At 66.4% G+C, this 17,930-nt stretch carries 14 protein-coding genes; 6 read left to right on the top strand and 8 right to left on the bottom strand.

Annotated elements, in window-relative coordinates:
• Window positions 1–277: 277 nt before the first annotated feature.
• The 7 genes from cmk to mtnA all read right to left on the bottom strand — a co-directional run bounded on the left by cmk (window position 278) and on the right by mtnA (window position 10,660).
• Window positions 278–967, bottom strand: a complete 690-nt coding sequence (cmk, locus tag ACQ5BL_RS08430) for a (d)CMP kinase (protein ID WP_207887430.1) — start codon at window positions 965–967, stop codon at window positions 278–280.
• The gene (locus tag ACQ5BL_RS08435) at window positions 967–3,192 is read right to left on the bottom strand and encodes a bifunctional prephenate dehydrogenase/3-phosphoshikimate 1-carboxyvinyltransferase (protein ID WP_243808804.1); all 2,226 of its coding nucleotides are present in this window, start codon (window positions 3,190–3,192) and stop codon (window positions 967–969) included. Before ACQ5BL_RS08435 ends, cmk begins: the two co-directional genes overlap by 1 nt.
• Window positions 3,185–4,297, bottom strand: a complete 1,113-nt coding sequence (hisC, locus tag ACQ5BL_RS08440) for a histidinol-phosphate transaminase (protein WP_243808805.1) — start codon at window positions 4,295–4,297, stop codon at window positions 3,185–3,187. The genes ACQ5BL_RS08435 and hisC overlap by 8 nt, the downstream gene beginning before the upstream one ends.
• Before the next feature lie 80 nt (window positions 4,298–4,377).
• Window positions 4,378–5,475 (bottom strand): prephenate dehydratase, encoded by a 1,098-nt coding sequence (gene pheA / locus ACQ5BL_RS08445; protein WP_243808806.1) that lies wholly within the window; start codon window positions 5,473–5,475, stop codon window positions 4,378–4,380.
• Window positions 5,475–6,560, bottom strand: coding sequence for a 3-phosphoserine/phosphohydroxythreonine transaminase (gene serC, locus ACQ5BL_RS08450; protein WP_207887434.1), 1,086 nt, complete (start codon window positions 6,558–6,560; stop codon window positions 5,475–5,477). Before serC ends, pheA begins: the two co-directional genes overlap by 1 nt.
• A 14-nt stretch (window positions 6,561–6,574) precedes the next feature.
• The gene (gyrA, locus tag ACQ5BL_RS08455) at window positions 6,575–9,349 is read right to left on the bottom strand and encodes a DNA gyrase subunit A (protein ID WP_207887435.1); all 2,775 of its coding nucleotides are present in this window, start codon (window positions 9,347–9,349) and stop codon (window positions 6,575–6,577) included.
• 234 nt (window positions 9,350–9,583) lie between these two features.
• The gene (gene mtnA / locus ACQ5BL_RS08460; protein ID WP_243808807.1) at window positions 9,584–10,660 is read right to left on the bottom strand and encodes an S-methyl-5-thioribose-1-phosphate isomerase; all 1,077 of its coding nucleotides are present in this window, start codon (window positions 10,658–10,660) and stop codon (window positions 9,584–9,586) included.
• 152 nt (window positions 10,661–10,812) lie between these two features.
• On the opposite strand from mtnA, the gene ACQ5BL_RS08465 reads away from it, so the two are divergent.
• The 5 genes from ACQ5BL_RS08465 (at window position 10,813) to ACQ5BL_RS08485 (ending at window position 15,628) form a co-directional block, all read left to right on the top strand.
• Window positions 10,813–12,138: a TRZ/ATZ family hydrolase gene (locus ACQ5BL_RS08465; protein WP_243808808.1), complete on the top strand. Its 1,326-nt coding sequence runs from the start codon at window positions 10,813–10,815 to the stop codon at window positions 12,136–12,138.
• Between the two features lie 133 nt (window positions 12,139–12,271).
• Window positions 12,272–12,970 carry a bifunctional 2-polyprenyl-6-hydroxyphenol methylase/3-demethylubiquinol 3-O-methyltransferase UbiG gene (ubiG, locus tag ACQ5BL_RS08470; protein ID WP_243808809.1) on the top strand — a complete coding sequence of 233 codons (699 nt, stop codon included), beginning with the start codon at window positions 12,272–12,274 and terminating at the stop codon, window positions 12,968–12,970.
• Window positions 12,967–13,644 (top strand): N-acetylmuramic acid 6-phosphate phosphatase MupP, encoded by a 678-nt coding sequence (mupP, locus tag ACQ5BL_RS08475; protein WP_243808810.1) that lies wholly within the window; start codon window positions 12,967–12,969, stop codon window positions 13,642–13,644. The genes ubiG and mupP overlap by 4 nt, the downstream gene beginning before the upstream one ends.
• Window positions 13,645–13,702: 58 nt before the next feature.
• Window positions 13,703–14,446 (top strand): YciK family oxidoreductase, encoded by a 744-nt coding sequence (locus ACQ5BL_RS08480; protein ID WP_207887440.1) that lies wholly within the window; start codon window positions 13,703–13,705, stop codon window positions 14,444–14,446.
• Between the two features lie 255 nt (window positions 14,447–14,701).
• A complete protein-coding gene (locus tag ACQ5BL_RS08485) occupies window positions 14,702–15,628 on the top strand; it encodes a GGDEF domain-containing protein (protein ID WP_243808811.1) in 927 nt (308 codons plus the stop codon).
• 283 nt (window positions 15,629–15,911) lie between these two features.
• Here the strand turns inward: ACQ5BL_RS08485 and rluB are convergent, their stop codons facing one another.
• Complete coding sequence (gene rluB / locus ACQ5BL_RS08490; RefSeq protein WP_430293091.1) at window positions 15,912–17,309, bottom strand: 23S rRNA pseudouridine(2605) synthase RluB; 1,398 nt, start codon at window positions 17,307–17,309, stop codon at window positions 15,912–15,914.
• A gap of 117 nt (window positions 17,310–17,426) precedes the next feature.
• Here rluB and ACQ5BL_RS08495 point away from each other — a divergent pair, with 117 nt between their 5' ends.
• The gene (locus ACQ5BL_RS08495) at window positions 17,427–17,858 is read left to right on the top strand and encodes an NUDIX hydrolase (protein ID WP_243808812.1); all 432 of its coding nucleotides are present in this window, start codon (window positions 17,427–17,429) and stop codon (window positions 17,856–17,858) included.
• Window positions 17,859–17,930: the final 72 nt, after the last annotated feature.

The raw sequence follows: 17,930 nt of genomic DNA on the forward strand, positions 1-17,930 counted from the left end.
CGCCGAAACGGATGCTCCACATTCAGATTTTAAGGGAACGCTTCGCTCAATATGGGCGAAACCCTCCCGATACAAGGTCTGGAATGGTAGCAATGGATGGCGATTGCGTCAATCGAAGCCCCTGGCGCCCAATGCCCTTGTTGACTCCAGCCTCATTCCTTCATTTTCGCCCAGCCTCGGAAAGTGGGGGAACCGCCTGTCAGATCCATCCTGCGGACCCGCCCCACCCTTAAAGAAAAATCCCCGGCACTGCCGGGGATTTTCATTTGCCGCTCGACTAGTCAGCCAGGCCCAGGCGCGAAACCTCAGCGAGGATGCTGTCGACCACCTCGTCGATGCCCATCGAGGTGGAGTCCACCAGGATGGCTCCCTTGGCCGGCTTCAGCGGCGCCACGGCGCGTTGGCTGTCGCGCTCGTCGCGGGTGCGGATTTCTTCGGCCAGTTGCGCCTGGTCGCTGTCGATGCCCTTGTTCTTCAGCTGCAGGTAGCGGCGGCGGGCGCGCTCCTCGGCCGAAGCGGTGAGGAATATCTTCAACTGGGCGCCGGGGAAGACCACGGTGCCCATGTCGCGACCATCGGCCACCAGGCCGGGCGCTTCGAGGAAGGCGCGCTGGCGTTGCAGCAGGGCGTCACGCACCGCCGGCAGTGCGGCGACCTGCGAGGCACCGGCGCCGACCTGTTCGGTGCGGATGGTGTCGGTGACGTCTTCGCCTTCGAGGATGATGTGCTGGCCCTGCCCACCCTTGCCGTGGGTGAATTGCACGTCGAGGTGCGCAGCCAGAACCTTGAGGGCTTCCTCGTTGGTCAGGTCGATGCCGTGGTTACCGGCGGCGAACGCCAGCAGGCGGTACAGCGCACCGGAGTCCAGCAGGTTCCAGCCCAGGCGCTTGGCCAGCAGGCCGGCGACGGTGCCCTTGCCCGAGCCGCTGGGGCCGTCGATGGCCAGGACCGGCCATTCAGCGTTCATCAGTTTTTCTCCTCGGCGACGCGGATGCCCGCGCCGGAGGCCAGCCCGAGGAAGTTCGGGAAGGAAGTCGCGACATTGGCGCAGTCGTGGATGCGGATCGGCGCGCCGGCACGCAGGGAGGCCACGCTGAAGGACATGGCGATACGGTGGTCGCCATGGCTCCAGACTTCGCCGCCGCCATAGCTGCCGCCGTCGATGATGATGCCGTCCGGGGTCGGCTCGCACTTCACGCCCAGGGCGATCAGGCCATCGGCCATGACCTGGATGCGGTCGGATTCCTTCACGCGCAGCTCTTCAGCACCGCGCAGGACGGTGCGGCCCTGGGCGTTGGCGGCGGCGACGAAGAGTACCGGGAATTCGTCGATGGCCAGCGGCACCAGGTCTTCGGGGATGTCGATGCCCTTCAGTTGGGCCGAGCGCACGCGAATGTCGGCAACCGGCTCGCCGCCCACTTCACGCTGGTTTTCCAGGGTGATGTCGGCGCCCATGAGCTTGAGGATGTCGATGACGCCGGTGCGGGTCGGGTTGATGCCGACGTGCTCCAGGGTCAGGTCGGAACCTTCGGCGATGCTCGCCGCGACCAGGAAGAAGGCAGCCGAGGAGATGTCGGCCGGGACTTCGATGGAGGTGGCGGTCAGCTTGTGGCCGGACTCGACGCGGGCGGTGGCGCCTTCGACATCGACCGGGTAGCCGAAGCCGCGCAGCATGCGCTCGGTATGGTCGCGGGTCGGAGCCGGCTCGGTGGTGGAGGTCTGGCCGGCTGCATAGAGGCCGGCGAGCAGCAGGCAGGATTTCACCTGGGCGCTGGCCATCGGCATGTCGTAGTGCATGCCGGTGAGCTTCTTGCCACCACGAATGGTCAGCGGCGGACGGCCTTCGGGGCCGGTCTCGATCACCGCGCCCATCTCGCGCAGCGGCTTGGCGACGCGGTTCATCGGACGCTTGGACAGCGACGGGTCGCCGGTCAGGGTGGAGTCGAACGGCTGGGCCGCCAGCAGGCCGCTGAGCAGGCGCATGGAGGTGCCGGAGTTGCCCAGGTAGATCGGACCGGGCGGCGGCTTCAGGCCGTGCAGGCCGACGCCGTGGACGGTCACGCGGCCGTGGTGCGGGCCTTCGATGACCACGCCCATGTCGCGGAACGCCTGAATGGTGGCCAGGGCATCTTCGCCCTCGAGGAAGCCTTGCACCTCGGTCGTGCCTTCGGCCAGGGAGCCGAGCATGATCGAGCGGTGGGAGATGGACTTGTCGCCCGGTACGCGAACACGTCCGGACAGGCGGCCACCCGGCTGGGCCAGGTAAATCAGGTCATTGTTATGCATGGCGTCCACATAGGCCCGTTGGGCCAGGATTTTGCTGAAATGCTCGCGGGCAACCCGGGCGCGGGTGAAGACGCCCATCAGTTGCTGCCCGTCCCCCTTGTCGACAGCCTCGCGCAGGGCGTCGAGGTCGTCACGGAATACGTCGAGGATGCGCAGCACCGCCTCGCGATTGGCGAGGAAGATGTCGTGCCACATCACCGGGTCGCTGCCGGCGATCCGCGTGAAGTCGCGGAAGCCGCCAGCGGCATAGCGGAAGATTTCCAGATTCTCGCTGCGTTTGGCCAGCGAGTCGACCAGCGTGAAGGCCAGCAGGTGCGGCAGGTGGCTGGTCGCCGCCAGGACTTCGTCGTGGTGCTCGACGTCCATCTGCTCGACATCCGCGCCCAGCTCGCGCCAGAGGCTTTCGACGCACCGGACCGCATCCGCGTCGGCATTATCCAGCGGCGTGAGGATGACTTTATGACGGCGGAACAGTTTCGCGTTGGCCGCCTCCACTCCGCTCTGCTCGGAGCCGGCGATCGGGTGGCCGGGAATGAAGCGCGCCGGCATGCCGCCGAACACCGCCTTCGCCGCGCGCACCACGTTGCCCTTGGCGCTGCCCACATCGGTGAGGATGGCGTTACCCAGGTCAAAGGTGGCGAGTTCGCCGAGGACCTTCTCCATGGCCAGGATCGGCACGGCGAGCTGGATCACGTCGGCGTCGCGACAGCCGGCCGCGAGGCTTTCCTCGCAGCGGTCGACCACGCCCAGCTCCACCGCCAGGCGGCGGGTTTCCGGGTCACGGTCGACGCCGACCACTTCCTCGAACAGCCCCTTCTGGCGGATGCCCTTGGCGAAGGAGCCGCCGATCAGGCCGAGCCCCACCACCACCAGGCGGCGCAGCTTGTGCGGCTGGACATCAGGCACGGGCGAGCACCTTGGCCAGCGCCTCGAGGAAGCGGGCGTTCTCGGCCGGCAGGCCGATGGAGATGCGCAGGTGCTGCGGCATGCCGTAGCCGCCCACCGGACGGACGATCACGCCTTCGGCAAGCAGTGCCTGGTAGACCGGGCCGGCGTCGCGCTTGAGGTCCACGGCGATGAAGTTGCCCTTGGACGGAATCCACTGCAGGTCGAGGGCGCGCAGGCCGTTTTCCAGCTGCAGCATGCCTTCGTCGTTGATGCGCTTGCCTTCAGCCAGGTACTCGGCGTCGTCCAGCGCGGCGCAGGCGGCGGCCAGGGCCAGGCTGTTGACGTTGAACGGCTGGCGCACGCGGTTGAGCACGTCGGCGACCTGCGCCGAGGAGATCGCGAAGCCGACGCGCAGCGACGCCAGGCCGTAGGCCTTGGAGAAGGTGCGCGACACCAGCAGGTTCGGGTAGCGGGCCAGGTACTTCAGGCCGTCCGGCAGCTCCTCGCCTTCGGCGTATTCGATGTAGGCCTCGTCGAGCACCACCAGGACGTTCTCCGGAACCTGCGACAGGAAGCGCTCCAGCGCGTCCGGGCCGAACCAGGTGCCGGTGGGGTTGTTGGGGTTGGCGATAAAGACCACGCGGGTGTTGGCGTCGATAGCCGCCAGCATGGCTTCCAGGTCATGGCCCCAGTCCTTGGCCGGCACGACCTTGCCCTGGGCGCCAACGGCCTGGGTGGAGATCGGGTAGACGGCGAAGGCGTACTGGCTGAACACGGCGTTCAGGCCGGGCGCGAGGTAGGCGCGGGCGACCAGGTCGAGGATGTCGTTGGAGCCGTTGCCCAGGGTCACCTGCGCGGTGCCTACGCCACAACGGGCGGCCAGGCGGCTCTTCAGCTCGAAGCCGTTGCCATCGGGGTAGCGGGTCAGCTCGGCCAGTTCGGCGCGGATGGCTTCGAGCGCCTTCGGGCTCGGGCCCAGCGGGTTCTCGTTGCTGGCCAGCTTGATGATGCCGGCGGGGTCGAGATTCAGCTCGCGCGCCAGTTCGTCGACCGGCTTGCCGGGAACATAGGGGGAAAGCTTCTGCACGCCCGGCTGGGCCAGGGCAAGGAAATCACAGCTCATGGGAAGGCCTCAGGCTTGGCGCTCCAGGCCGCAGGTTCAGCTCGCCCCTTTCGAAGCGCCGCCTGCGGCCTGCAGCAGAATCAAAGAACCGCTTTCGGGTAGGAACCCAGCACCTTCAGGGCAACGGCTTCGCTGCTGATCTTTTCCAGCACGTCCTTGATCAACGGGTCCTTGTGGTGGCCAACGAAGTCGATGAAGAACACGTAGGTCCACTTGCCGCTGCGCGACGGGCGGGTCTCGATGCGGGTCAGGTCGATGCCGTTGGTGTGGAACGGCACCAGCAGCTCGTGCAGGGCGCCCGGCTTGTTGCGCATGGAGACGATGATGGAGGTCTTGTCGTCGCCGGTGGGCGGCACTTCCTGGTTGCCGATCATGAGGAAGCGCGTGGAGTTGTCCGGGCGGTCCTCGATCTTCTCGTGCAGCTTGTCCAGGCCGTACAGGCTGGCCGCCATGTCGCCGGCAATCGCCGCGCTGTTCCACTCGCTCTTCACCCGCTTGGCGGCGTCGGCGTTGCTGGAAACCGCCACGCGCTCGACGTTCGGGTAGTGCGCGTCCAGCCACTTGCGGCACTGGGCCAGGGACTGGGCATGGGAATAGATGCGGGTGATGTTGTTGGTCTTGGTGTTCTCGCCCACCAGCAGGTGGTGGTGGATGCGCAGCTCCACCTCGCCGCAGATCACCAGGTCGTGCTCGAGGAAGCTGTCGAGGGTGTGGTTGACCGCGCCCTCGGTGGAGTTTTCCACCGGCACCACGCCGAAGTTCACCGCACCGGCGGCGACTTCGCGGAACACTTCGTCGATGGCCGCCATCGGCGTGCTGATCACCGCGTGGCCGAAGTGCTTGAGCGCCGCGGCCTGGGTGAAGGTACCTTCCGGGCCGAGGTAGGCCACTTTCAGCGGCTGCTCCAGAGCCAGGCAGGAGGACATGATCTCGCGGAACAGACGCGCGACCTCCTCGTTGTCCAGTGGGCCCTTGTTCAGCTCCATGATGTGCTTGAGCACCCAGGCCTCGCGCTCGGGCCGGTAGAACACCGGCTTCTCGCCTTCGGCCAGGGAAGCCATCTTCACCCGCGCCACGTCGGTGGCGCAGCGGGCGCGTTCGCTGATCAGCTCGAGGATCTTCTCGTCGAGGCTGTCGATGCGTACGCGCAAAGCCTTGAGCTGGTCAGCGTCGCTCATCAGCCGTGCTCCTTCTCGAACTCGGCCATGTAGCCGACCAGGGCCTCGATGGCGTCCAGGCCCAGGGCGTTATAGATGGAGGCGCGCATGCCGCCCACCGAACGGTGGCCCTTCAGGTTGAGCAGGCCGCGCGCGTCGGCGCCTTCGAGGAAGGCCTTGTCGAGCTTCTCGTCGGCCAGGCGGAACGGCACGTTCATCCAGGAACGGGCGCTGGGCTGGATCGGGTTGGTATAGAAGTCGCTGCTGTCGATGAAGCCGTACAGCATGTCCTTCTTGGCGCGGTTGCGCTTCTCCATGGCGTCGACGCCACCCTGCTCCTTCAGCCACTGGAAGACCAGGCCGGAGAGGTACCAGGAATAGGTCGCCGGGGTGTTGTACATGGAGCCGTTATCGGCGGCGACCTTGTAGTTGAGCATGGTCGGGCAGATGCTGCGGGCGCGGCCCAGCAGGTCTTCACGAACGATGACGACCACCAGGCCGGATGGGCCGATGTTCTTCTGCGCGCCGGCATAGATCAGGCCGAACTTCGACACGTCGATCGGGCGGGAGAGGATGTCCGAGGACATGTCCACCACCAGCGGAACATCGCCGACTTCCGGAATCCAGTCGAACTCCAGGCCGCCGATGGTCTCGTTGGACGCGTAGTGCAGGTAGGCGGCGTCCTTGGACAGGTTCCACTCGTTCTGCCCGGGGATGGCGAAGTAGTCGTACTTGGATGCGCTGGCAACCACGTTGACGTTGCCGTAGCGGCGAGCCTCTTCGATGGCCTTCTTCGACCAGATGCCGGTTTCCACGTAGTCCGCCACGCCGTCTTCGGGCAGCAGGTTCAGCGGAATCTCGGCGAACTGCTGGCTGGCGCCGCCCTGCAGGAACAGCACCTTGTAGTTCGACGGCACGCCCATCAGGTCGCGCAGGTCCTGCTCGGCCTTCTCGGCGATGGCCACGTAGTCGTCGCTGCGGTGGCTCATCTCCATGACCGACAGGCCCTTGCCCTGCCAATCCAGCAGCTCGGCGCGGGCGCGCTCCAGCACCTCGGTGGGAAGCGCCGCGGGACCGGCGCAGAAGTTAAAGGCTCGCTTGCTCACATCCACTCTCGCTATCAGTCTTCGCTGGCCTGCGGGGCTTCTTCCGCCGCAGCTTCGCCTGCTTCTTGGTTCTCGTCCGAGACTTCGCCTTCGACGATCTCGCCGTCGATGACGTCGTCTTCGACCACGGTCGGCTCCTGCACCCGCTCCAGGCCCACGACGGTTTCGTCGGCGGCCAGCTTGATGAGGATCACGCCCTGGGTGTTACGGCCAGCGCCGCGAACTTCGTCGACACGGGTACGCACCAGGGTGCCCTGGTCGGAAATCAGCATGATTTCCTCGCCATCCAGCACCTGCACGGCGCCGACCAGGTTGCCGTTACGTTCGTTGATCACCATGGCGATCACGCCCTGGCCACCACGACCGCGACGCGGGTAGTCGGCTAGCGGGGTGCGCTTGCCGTAGCCGCGCTCGGAGGCAGTGAGGATCTGCGCCTCGCGGCATTCCGGGATCAGCATGGAGATGATGCGCTGGTCTTCGGCCAGACGCATGCCGCGCACGCCACGGGCGTTACGGCCCATGATGCGCACCTTGCTTTCCTTGAAGCGGATCACCTTGCCGGCGTTGGAGAACATCATCACGTCCTTCGAACCGTCGGTGATGGCGGCGGCGATCAGCGAGTCGCCCTCTTCCAGCTTCAGGGCGATCAGGCCGTTGGAGCGCGGCTTGGTGAACTGGATCAGCGGGGTCTTCTTCACGGTGCCTTTCATGGTGGCCATGAAGATGTACGCGCCGGTCGGCTCGTCCTGGCTGAAGTCGGCGTCGTCGCCCTCTTCGCCTTCTTCGGCTTCCACCACTTCGGCGACCTGCTCGGCGACCACGTCGTCGTCATCGCCTTCTTCACCGGCGAACTGGGCGCGCACGGCTTCCAAGTCGATCTGCAGCATCGCGGTGATGCGCTCGCCTTCGTCCAGCGGCAGCAGGTTCACCAGCGGACGGCCACGGGCGGTACGCGAGGCTTCCGGGATCTCGAAGGTGCGCAGCCAGTAGACCTTGCCCTTGCTGGAGAACAGCAGCAGGGTGGCGTGGCTGTTGGCGACCAGCAGGTGTTCGATGTAGTCCTCGTCCTTCACGCCACTGGCCGACTTGCCCTTGCCACCGCGACGCTGGGCCTCGTAGGCGGCCAGCGGCTGGGACTTGGCGTAGCCGCCGTGGGAGATGGTCACCACGCGCTCTTCTTCGGTGATCAGGTCGGCGATGGTCAGGTCCATCTGCGACGCGACGATCTCGGTGCGGCGGGCATCGCCGAACTCGGCCTTGACCTTCTCCAGCTCCTCGCGGATGACTTCCATCAGGCGCTCGGGGCTGGTCAGGATGCGGATCAGCTCACCGATCAGGGTGAGGATTTCCTGGTACTCGGACAGGAGCTTCTCGTGCTCCAGGCCGGTCAGGCGGTGCAGGCGCAGTTCCAGGATGGCCTGGGCCTGTTCCGGGGACAGGTAGTACTTGCCGTCGCGCAGGCCGTACTGCTCGTCCAGGTCTTCCGGACGGCAGGAATCGGCGCCGGCGCGCTCGACCATGGCTTCCACGGCGCTGGATTCCCAGGCGGTGGCGATCAGGCGTTCCTTGGCTTCGGCCGGGGTCGGCGAGGTCTTGATCAGCTCGATCACCGGGTCGATGTTCGACAGGGCGACGGCCTGGCCTTCTAGGATGTGGCCGCGCTCACGGGCCTTGCGCAGCTCGTAGACGGTCCGGCGGGTCACCACTTCACGGCGGTGACGGATGAACACCTCGAGCATTTCCTTGAGGTTCATCGTGCGCGGCTGGCCGTCGACCAGGGCCACCACGTTGATGCCGAAGACGCTCTGCAGCTGGGTCTGGGCGTAGAGGTTGTTCAGCACGACCTCGCCCACTTCACCACGGCGCAGCTCGATGACCACACGCATGCCGTCCTTGTCGGACTCGTCGCGCAGCTCGGTGATGCCTTCGATCTTCTTCTCTTTCACCAGCTCGGCGATCTTCTCGATCAGGCGGGCCTTGTTCAGCTGGTAGGGCAGCTCGGTGATGATGATCTGCTGGCGGTTGCCGCCCTTTTCCATGTCCTCGATGGTGGCACGGGCACGGATATAGATGCGGCCACGACCGGTGCGATAGGCCTCGATGATGCCCGCACGGCCGTTGATGATGCCCGCGGTCGGGAAGTCCGGGCCGGGGATGTAGTTCATCAGGTCGTCGATGGACAGCTCGGGGTTGTCCATCAGCGCCAGGCAGCCGTCGATCACCTCGGTGAGGTTGTGCGGTGGGATGTTGGTCGCCATGCCCACGGCGATACCGCTGGAACCGTTGACCAGCAGGTTCGGGATCTTGGTCGGCATGACCGCCGGGATCTGCTCGGTGCCGTCGTAGTTGGGCACCCAGTCGACGGTTTCCTTGTCCAGGTCCGCCAGCAGCTCATGGGCGAGCTTGGCCATGCGCACTTCGGTGTATCGCATGGCCGCGGCGTTGTCGCCGTCCACCGAACCGAAGTTGCCCTGGCCGTCTACCAGCATGTAGCGCAGCGAGAACGGCTGGGCCATGCGGACGATGGTGTCGTACACCGCGGTGTCGCCGTGCGGGTGGTACTTACCGATCACGTCGCCGACCACACGGGCGGATTTCTTGTAGGGCTTGTTCCAGTCGTTGCCCAGCTCGCTCATGGCGTACAGGACGCGGCGATGCACGGGCTTCAAGCCGTCGCGCGCATCGGGCAGGGCACGACCGACGATCACGCTCATGGCGTAATCGAGGTAGGACTGTCGGAGTTCGTCTTCGATGTTGACCGGGAGGATTTCTTTGGCCAGTTCGCCCATGAGAAGCCTGGTTCCTTTTTCAAATGTGACTCCGCCACGCCCGTCCTGGGCCCGGCGGAGCGCGGCGCGCCATCAAAGCGCCACCGACTCTCTACAAATCAACGACTTATTGCGCTGATCCGCGATGCTGAAGGGGGTGCGAAAACGCCCCCCGAAGAACCGTCGGAGCTTACCACAAGCCAGGGTCAAACCCTACCCTCGCCCAAGCCCCACGATGAATTGCCGCAGGCCCCATCAATGCAGGCGCTTGCGACTCATCAGCTGAGCCATCCGCTCGGCATCGGGACGCTCGACGACGCCGCGCTCGGTCACGATGGCATCGATCAGGTCAGCCGGAGTCACATCGAACACCGGATTGAAGGCTTCGACCTCGGCAGCCACACGTTTGCCGCCGATTTCCAGGAGTTCGCGACCGTCGCGCTCTTCGATCGGGATGTCCTCGCCACTTTCCAGGCTCATGTCGATGGTCGAACTGGGCGCCACTACCATGAAACGCACGCCGTGGTGCATGGCGTTGACCGCCAGCTGGTAGGTGCCGATCTTGTTGGCCACGTCGCCGTTGGCGGTGATGCGGTCGGCCCCGACGATGACCCAGGTGATGCTTTCGGTCTTCATCAGGTGCGCGGCGGCGGCATCCGCATTGAGCGTGACCGGCACGTTCTCGTTGGCCAGCTCCCAGGCGGTCAGGCGCGCGCCCTGCAGCCAGGGGCGGGTTTCATCGGCGTAGACGCGCTCGATCAGCCCTTCCAGGTGCGCGGCGCGGATCACCCCCAGCGCGGTACCGAAGCCGCCGGTGGCCAGGGCGCCGGTGTTGCAGTGGGTGAGGATCTTCTGCGGCCCGCTGTGCTGCTTGCGGATCAGTTCCACGCCCAGCTGGGCCATGGTCAGGTTGGCCTCGCGGTCGCTTTCATGGATGGCGATGGCTTCCGCCTCCAACACAGGCATCGGGTCTTCGCCGGGCTTCAGCCGCTCCAGGCGGTCGCGCATGCGGTTCAGCGCCCAGAACAGGTTGACCGCCGTCGGACGCGACTCGGCCAGCAGGGTGAAGTCGTCTTCCAGCGCCGCGCGCCAGTCGCCGCCGGCAGATACGCGGGCGCGCAAGCCCAGCACCACGCCATAGGCGGCGGCAATGCCGATGGCCGGCGCGCCGCGCACCACCATCTGGCGGATGGCCTCGGCCACGCCCGCCGCGCTCTCGTAGGTCAGCCAGGTTTCTTCCAGCGGCAGCAGGCGCTGGTCCAGCAGGCGGAGGGTCCCCTTGCGCCAATCAATGGCCGTAACCCGTTCGGCCGCCAACAGTCGCTCACGCATGGAACACCTCGTCATTCGAATGGAATCGCGGGCCATTCCCGGCCCCCAGAAATCTTCCCGCAAGCGGGTAAAAGCGCCGAGTATACCGAGCCTGCGGCAGCGGTGCTCGGCTATACTCCGGCGCACTCTCCGCCGCGCCCAGGATGCGCTTCATGCCCACCGCCAAAGCCCCGCTCGACCTGCTTCTGCTCCCTACCTGGATCGTCCCCGTGGAACCTGCCGGCATCGTCTTGCGCGATCATGCCCTGGGCATCCGCGACGGCCGCATCGCCCTGCTCGCCCCGCGCGCCGAAGCCCTGCGCCACCCGGCCACGGAAACCCGCGAGCTGCCGGGCATGCTGCTCGCCCCCGGCCTGATCAACGCCCACGGTCATGCGGCGATGAGCCTGTTCCGTGGCCTGGCGGACGACCTGGCGCTGATGACCTGGCTGCAGGAGCACATCTGGCCTGCGGAAGCCAAATGGGTCGGCGAGGACTTCGTCCGCGACGGCACCGAACTGGCCATCGCCGAGCAGCTCAAGGGTGGCATCACCTGCTTCTCCGACATGTATTTCCATCCGCAGGTGGCTTGCGAGGCGGTGCACAAGGCCGGCGTACGCGCGCAGATCAGCGTGCCAGTGCTGGACTTCCCGGTGCCCGGCGCCCGCGACGCTGACGAGGCGATCCGCCAGGGCCTGGCGCTGCGCGACGACCTCAAGCACCACCCGCGCATCAAGGTCGCCTTCGGCCCCCACGCGCCCTACACGGTGAGCGACGACAAGCTGGAAAACATCCTGATGCTCGCCGAGGAGCTGGATGCGGGCATCCACATGCACGTCCACGAGACCGCCTTCGAGGTCCAGCAGGCGCTGGAGAAGAACGGCGAGCGGCCGCTGGCCCGCCTGCATCGCCTCGGCCTGCTCGGCCCGCGCTTCCAGGCCGTGCACATGACTCAGGTGAACGACGACGACCTGGCCATGCTGGTGGAAACCAACAGCTCGGTGGTGCACTGCCCCGAATCCAACCTCAAGCTGGCCAGCGGCTTCTGCCCGGTGGAGCGCCTGTGGCAGGCCGGCGTCAACGTCGCCATCGGCACCGACGGCGCCGCCAGCAACAATGACCTGGACCTGCTCGGCGAAACCCGTACCGCCGCTCTCCTGGCCAAGGCCGTGGCCGGCCAGGCCACCGCGCTGGACGCCCACCGCGCCCTGCGCATGGCCACCCTGAACGGCGCACGCGCCCTGGGCATGGAGCAGGAAACCGGCAGCCTGGAACTGGGCAAGGCCGCCGACCTGACCGCCTTCGACCTCTCGGGCCTGGCCCAGCAACCGGTCTATGAGCCGGTTTCCCAGCTGATCTATGCCAGCGGGCGCGACTGTGTGCGCCACGTTTGGGTCGGCGGCAAGCAATTGCTGGAACACGGCAAGCTCACCCGTATGGACGAAGAGCGCCTGATCGCCGTGGCCGGCGAATGGGGCCGCAAGATCGCCGGCGCCTGAGCCCAGTCCTTGAGCAGCGCGGCCCGGATACGGGCCGCGGCTGCGACAATCTGTCATGCCGCGCCCCATCTGCCGCACGAAGCTGGCATCATAGTCAGCCTTCGTTTCCAGCTTTTCGATCAATAGGGACACCATGAGCAACGTCGACCACGCCGAGATCGCCAAATTCGAGGCCCTCGCCCACCGCTGGTGGGACCGCGAAAGCGAGTTCAAGCCCCTGCACGACATCAACCCGTTGCGGGTCAACTGGATCGACGAGCGCGTCAGCCTCGCCGGCAAGAAGGTGCTCGACGTCGGCTGCGGCGGCGGCATCCTCAGCGAAGCCATGGCCCAGCGCGGCGCCACCGTCACCGGCATCGACATGGGCGAAGCGCCCCTGGCGGTCGCCCAGCTGCACCAGCTGGAGTCCGGCGTGCCGGTGGAATACCGCCGCATCACCGCCGAGGAACTGGCCGAAGAGATGCCCGAGCAGTTCGACGTGGTGACCTGCCTGGAGATGCTCGAGCACGTGCCGGACCCGGCCTCGGTCATCCGCGCCTGCTACAGGATGGTCAAGCCCGGCGGCCAGGTGTTCTTCTCCACCATCAACCGCAACCCGAAGGCCTACCTGTTCGCCATCGTCGGCGCGGAATACGTGATGCGCCTGCTGCCGCGCGGCACCCACGACTTCAAGAAGTTCATCCGCCCCTCCGAGCTGGGCGCCTGGTCGCGCGACGCCGGCCTCGCGGTCAAGGACATCATCGGCCTGACCTACAACCCGCTGACCAAGCACTACAAGCTGGCCGACGACGTTGACGTCAACTACATGATCCAGACCCTGCGCGAGGAGTGAATCGCATGCTCAAGGCGGTTCTCTTCGACATGGACGGCACGCTGCTCGACACCGCGCCGGACTTCATCGCCGTCTGCCAGGCGATGCTCAAGGCCCACGGCCGCGCGCCGATCGACGACCAGCGCATCCAGGATGTGGTCTCCGGCGGCGCCCGCGCCATGGTCGCCGCAACCTTCGACATGGACCCGGAAGCCCCTGGCTTCGAGCCCCTGCGCCAGGAGTTCCTCGATCGCTACCAGGAGCACTGTGCCGTCTTCACCCGCCCGTACGACGGCATGCCCGAGCTGCTGGCCAGCATCGAGCAATCGCGCCTGATCTGGGGCGTGGTGACCAACAAGCCGGTGCGCTTCGCCGCTCCGATCATGGAGCAGCTGGGCCTGGCCGAACGTTCCGCCGTGCTGGTCTGCCCGGACCACGTGACCCGAAGCAAGCCGGACCCGGAAATGCTCCTGCTGGCCTGCAGCCAGCTGAAGGTCGACCCGTCCGAAGTGCTGTTCATCGGTGACGACCTGCGCGACATCGAGTCGGGCCGCGCCGCCGGGACCAAGACCGCCGCCGTGCGCTATGGCTACATCCACCCGGACGACAACCCCGCGCACTGGGGCGCCGACGTCATCGTCGACCAGCCCCGCGACCTGCTGGCAGTTCTCGACCGCGCCCTCTGCTCCTGCTGAGCCCCATTCCCGCGAGCCCGTCGTGTACCGCACTGACGGGCTCCGCCAAGGAGAAACCATGTTCGACTATTCCGCCCGCCCCGACCTGCTCAAGGGCCGCGTGATCCTGGTGACCGGTGCCGGCCGTGGCATCGGCCGGGCCGCCTCGCTCACCTTCGCCGCCCACGGCGCCACCGTGCTGCTGCTGGGCAAGACCGAAGACTTCCTCAACGAGGTGTACGACGAGATCGTCGCCGCCGGCCATCCGGAACCGGTGGTGATTCCGCTGAACCTGGAAACCACCCTGCCGCACCAGTACGACGAACTGGCAGCCATGATCGAGAAGGAATTCGGCAAGCTCGACGGCCTGCTGCACAACGCCTCGATCCTTGGCCTGCGCTCGCCCATCGAGCAGATTTCCACCGACAACTTCACCCGCGTCATGCAGGTGAACGTCAACGCCATGTTCAGCCTCACCCACACCCTGCTGCCGCTGCTCAAGCTCTCCGAGGACGCCTCGGTGGTCTTCACCTCCAGCAGCGTCGGCCGCAAGGGTCGCGCCTACTGGGGCGCCTACGCGGTGTCGAAGTTCGCCACCGAAGGCCTGATGCAGGTGCTGGCGGACGAGTGCGAGGACATCTCCAGCGTCCGCGCCAACAGTGTCAACCCCGGCGCCACCCGTACCGCCATGCGCGCCCATGCCTATCCGGGCGAGAACGCGTTCAACAACCCGCTGCCCGAAGACATCATGCCGGTCTACCTGTACCTCATGGGCCCGGACAGCAAAGGCGTCAACGGCCAGGCCTTCAACGCCCAGGACTGACGTCCCGAACCACGGCGCCCTCGCCCCGCATCGAGGGCGCCCGCACTCCGCCGGTTTTCTGGCTACTCGTCATTTATCTCCCCAGTAAAGTGCCATCATTTCGCCAGTCTTCTGACGAATCTTCCCTCTCTTTGGAACCCAAACGGCCTTCGGTCGGTCCATAAGCCCTCTTTTCGAGACTTTTCGAGGGCTGGCACGGAAATCGCTCTGTCCCTCCTGTCGCCGTATGAAACGCGTCAGAGGTTGCCTCGCGCCATGGTTCCCCCCAAGCAGTCCAATACCATCGATTTCGATGCCGCCAAGCTCCAGCGCCTGGCCGCCCAGGAGCCGCGCCAGCGCGCCGGGCGTCCGCTCGACCTGCTGGAACTGCGCCAGCAGCTGAACCTGCAACTGCAGGTGAGCCTGGAGGCGGAGCGCATCCTGGCGGTGTTCTTCAGCGAGATTCAGCGCCTGTTGCCGGTGGATTACCTGGCCTACCAGCACACCGGTGCCGACCTGCGGCTGGAGTTCGGCGACTCGGCACAACACAGCGCCGACTATCGCCTCATTCATGACAGCGAATACCTGGGCGAACTCTGCTTCCGCCGCCGCCAGCGCTTCTCCGAGGCCGAACTGGCCCAGCTCGAATCGCTGATGGCCTGCCTGCTCTACCCGCTGCGCAACGCCCTGCTCTACCGCGCCGCGGTGCAGTCGGCCCTGCGCGACGCGCTCACCGGCACCGGCAATCGCATCGCCATGGACCAGGCCCTGACCCGCGAGGTCGAGGTCGCCCGGCGCCACCTGCAACCGCTGTCGGTGCTGATGCTCGACCTGGATCACTTCAAGCAGATCAACGACCGGCACGGCCACAGCATCGGCGATGACGCCCTGCGCGCGGTGGCGGCGGCGATCAAGGCCAGCCTGCGCAACGTCGACATGGTGTTCCGCTTTGGCGGCGAGGAGTTCCTCGTGCTGCTGTCCAACACCTCCGGCAGCGCCGCCGCCCATGTGGGCGAGCGGCTGCGGCGTGCCGTGGAGGAGCTGGATCTGGTCATCGACGGCAAATCCTTGCCGCTCTCCATCAGCCTGGGCTGTGCCTCGCTCAATGCCGGCGAGTCGGTGGACGATCTGCTGCGCCGCGCCGATAACGCCCTGTACGAAGCCAAGCGCGATGGGCGCAATCGGCTGGCTTGCGCGAGCTGATTCGACGAACCCGCCCCGGCGCTGGATTGTAGGAGCGCGCCATGCGCGCGATCACGGGCATGGCCCGCTCCTACAGGATGCTGGTGACCGAAATTTCCCGGCGAACACGGGTACCTGTAGGAGCGAGCTTGCTCGCGAACGGGTTTCCCCGCAGCTCTGGCGTCAAGCGGGTTCGCGAGCAAGAACCAGGCGTCCCCCTCGGTCCTACGAAAATCCCCATCCCAGCAGATCGCAGGCAATAAAAAAGGGCTCCGAAGAGCCCTTTTTTATTTGTCGCTAACGCTTAGCGCTTGAAGCCCGGGCGCATGCCGTCGCCGGCCGCTTGCGGGCGACGCTTGGCAATCGGCTTGCGCGCCGGCTTGCCCGGACGCTCGGCCAGCGGAGCGCCCTTGTCGCGCTCGGGGGCGCGAGCCGGACGGTCGCTCGGTGCCTTGCGCGGAGCACGGCCTTCGCCGGCATCGCTACGCGGGCCACGGGCCGGACGATCGCCATCACGCGGAGCGCGGGCAGGACGGTCGCCACCGGCATCACGCGGCTTGCGCGGAGCGCGGCCTTCGCCGGAATCGCTGCGCGGGCCACGGGCCGGACGATCGCCGGCGTCACGCGGAGCGCGAGCGGGACGATCACTGCCAGCGTCACGCGGCTTGCGCGGCGCACGGCTGTCTTCACCACGCGGGGCGCGAGCCGGACGCTCGTCGCCGTCACGCGGAGCACGGGCCGGACGCTCGCCTGCCGCCGGACGCGGAGCGCGTTGCGGACGCTCGCCTTCGGCGTGCTCCTTGCGAGTACGCGAGCCACGGCCCGGACGCTCGCTGGGCGCCAGCTTCTTGCCGAGCTTGCGCTCCTGGCGCTCGACCTTTTCCTTGGTCTTGGTGGAGACCGCAGGCAGCGCGACCGGCTTCAGGCCGACTTCCTCGCTGAGGATGTCCAGCTCGCGCTGGCCCATCTCGCGGTAGCGGCCCATGGTCAGCTCGGAGGTCAGGAACACCGGTCCGAAGCGCACGCGCTTCAGGCGGCTGACCACCACGCCCTGGGACTCCCACAGGCGACGGACCTCGCGGTTACGGCCTTCCATCACCACCACGTGGTACCAGTGGTTGAAGCCTTCGCCACCGGGCGCTTCCTGGATGTCGCTGAACTTGGCCGGGCCGTCTTCGAGCATCACGCCGGCTTTCAGGCGTTCGATCATCTCTTCGTCGACTTCGCCACGCACGCGCACGGCGTACTCGCGGTCCATCTCGTAGGACGGGTGCATCAGGCGGTTGGCCAGCTCACCGTCGGTGGTGAACATCAGCAGGCCGGTGGTGTTGATGTCCAGGCGGCCGACGTTGATCCAGCGGCCGCTGCGCAGGCGCGGCAGGCGGTCGAATACGGTCGGACGGCCTTCCGGATCGTCACGGGTGCAGACTTCGCCTTCGGGCTTGTTGTAGATCAGCACGCGGCGGACGTGTTCTTCGATCTTCTCGCGCTTGAGCAGGCGGTCGTCGACGGCGATGGCGTCGCGGTCGCCCACGCGCTGGCCGAGGGTCGCCACGGCGCCATTGACCTTGACGCGGCCTTCTTCGATCCAGGCCTCGACGTCACGACGAGAGCCCACGCCCATGCGCGCGAGGACTTTCTGCAGTTTCTCGCCGGCCGGGGCTGGGGTAAGTTCTTCTAGGTTTTCGTGCGTGTCGGTCATCTGGGCACCTCCCGGTGTGGCATGCAACGAATAAAAAGGTCGCGCATCATACGCGCTTGCGGGCAGCAAAGCACCGTCCGCGATCGGGAAAGACTAGTCGAGTTACTCGGAGGCGCCATGCATCAGGACGACTTCACCGGCGCCAAGCTCGCGCTGTTCCATGGCGGCCAGCTGGTGGTCTACAAGCGCGACGACAAGCCCGGCATCCCCTACCCCGGCTACTGGGACTTTCCCGGCGGCGGTCGCGAGGGGAACGAAACCCCGGTGCAATGTGCTTTGCGCGAGCTGGAAGAAGAATTCTCCGTGCGCCTAGATGAACAGCGTATCGAATGGCAGCGCCGCTACCGCGCCACCCACGGCTCCGCGCCCTGGGCCTGGTTCCTGGTGGCGCGGCTGGAACAGGCCGAGTTCGACGCCATCCGCTTCGGCGATGAAGGCCAGTTCTGGCGGCTGATGCGCGTCAGCGAATACCTCACCCACGAGCGGGCGGTGGATTACCTGCAGAAACGCCTGCGGCATTTCCTCGCAGGGCGCGTCGAAATCGACTGAATCCGCGGACTGCCCCGCTGATATGCATTTGCACGGCCCATCTGAATCTGTTTCCCGCTGACGCATCTCCTT

This window comes from Pseudomonas sp. B1-22, assembly GCF_050474425.1.
Lineage (GTDB): Bacteria > Pseudomonadota > Gammaproteobacteria > Pseudomonadales > Pseudomonadaceae > Pseudomonas.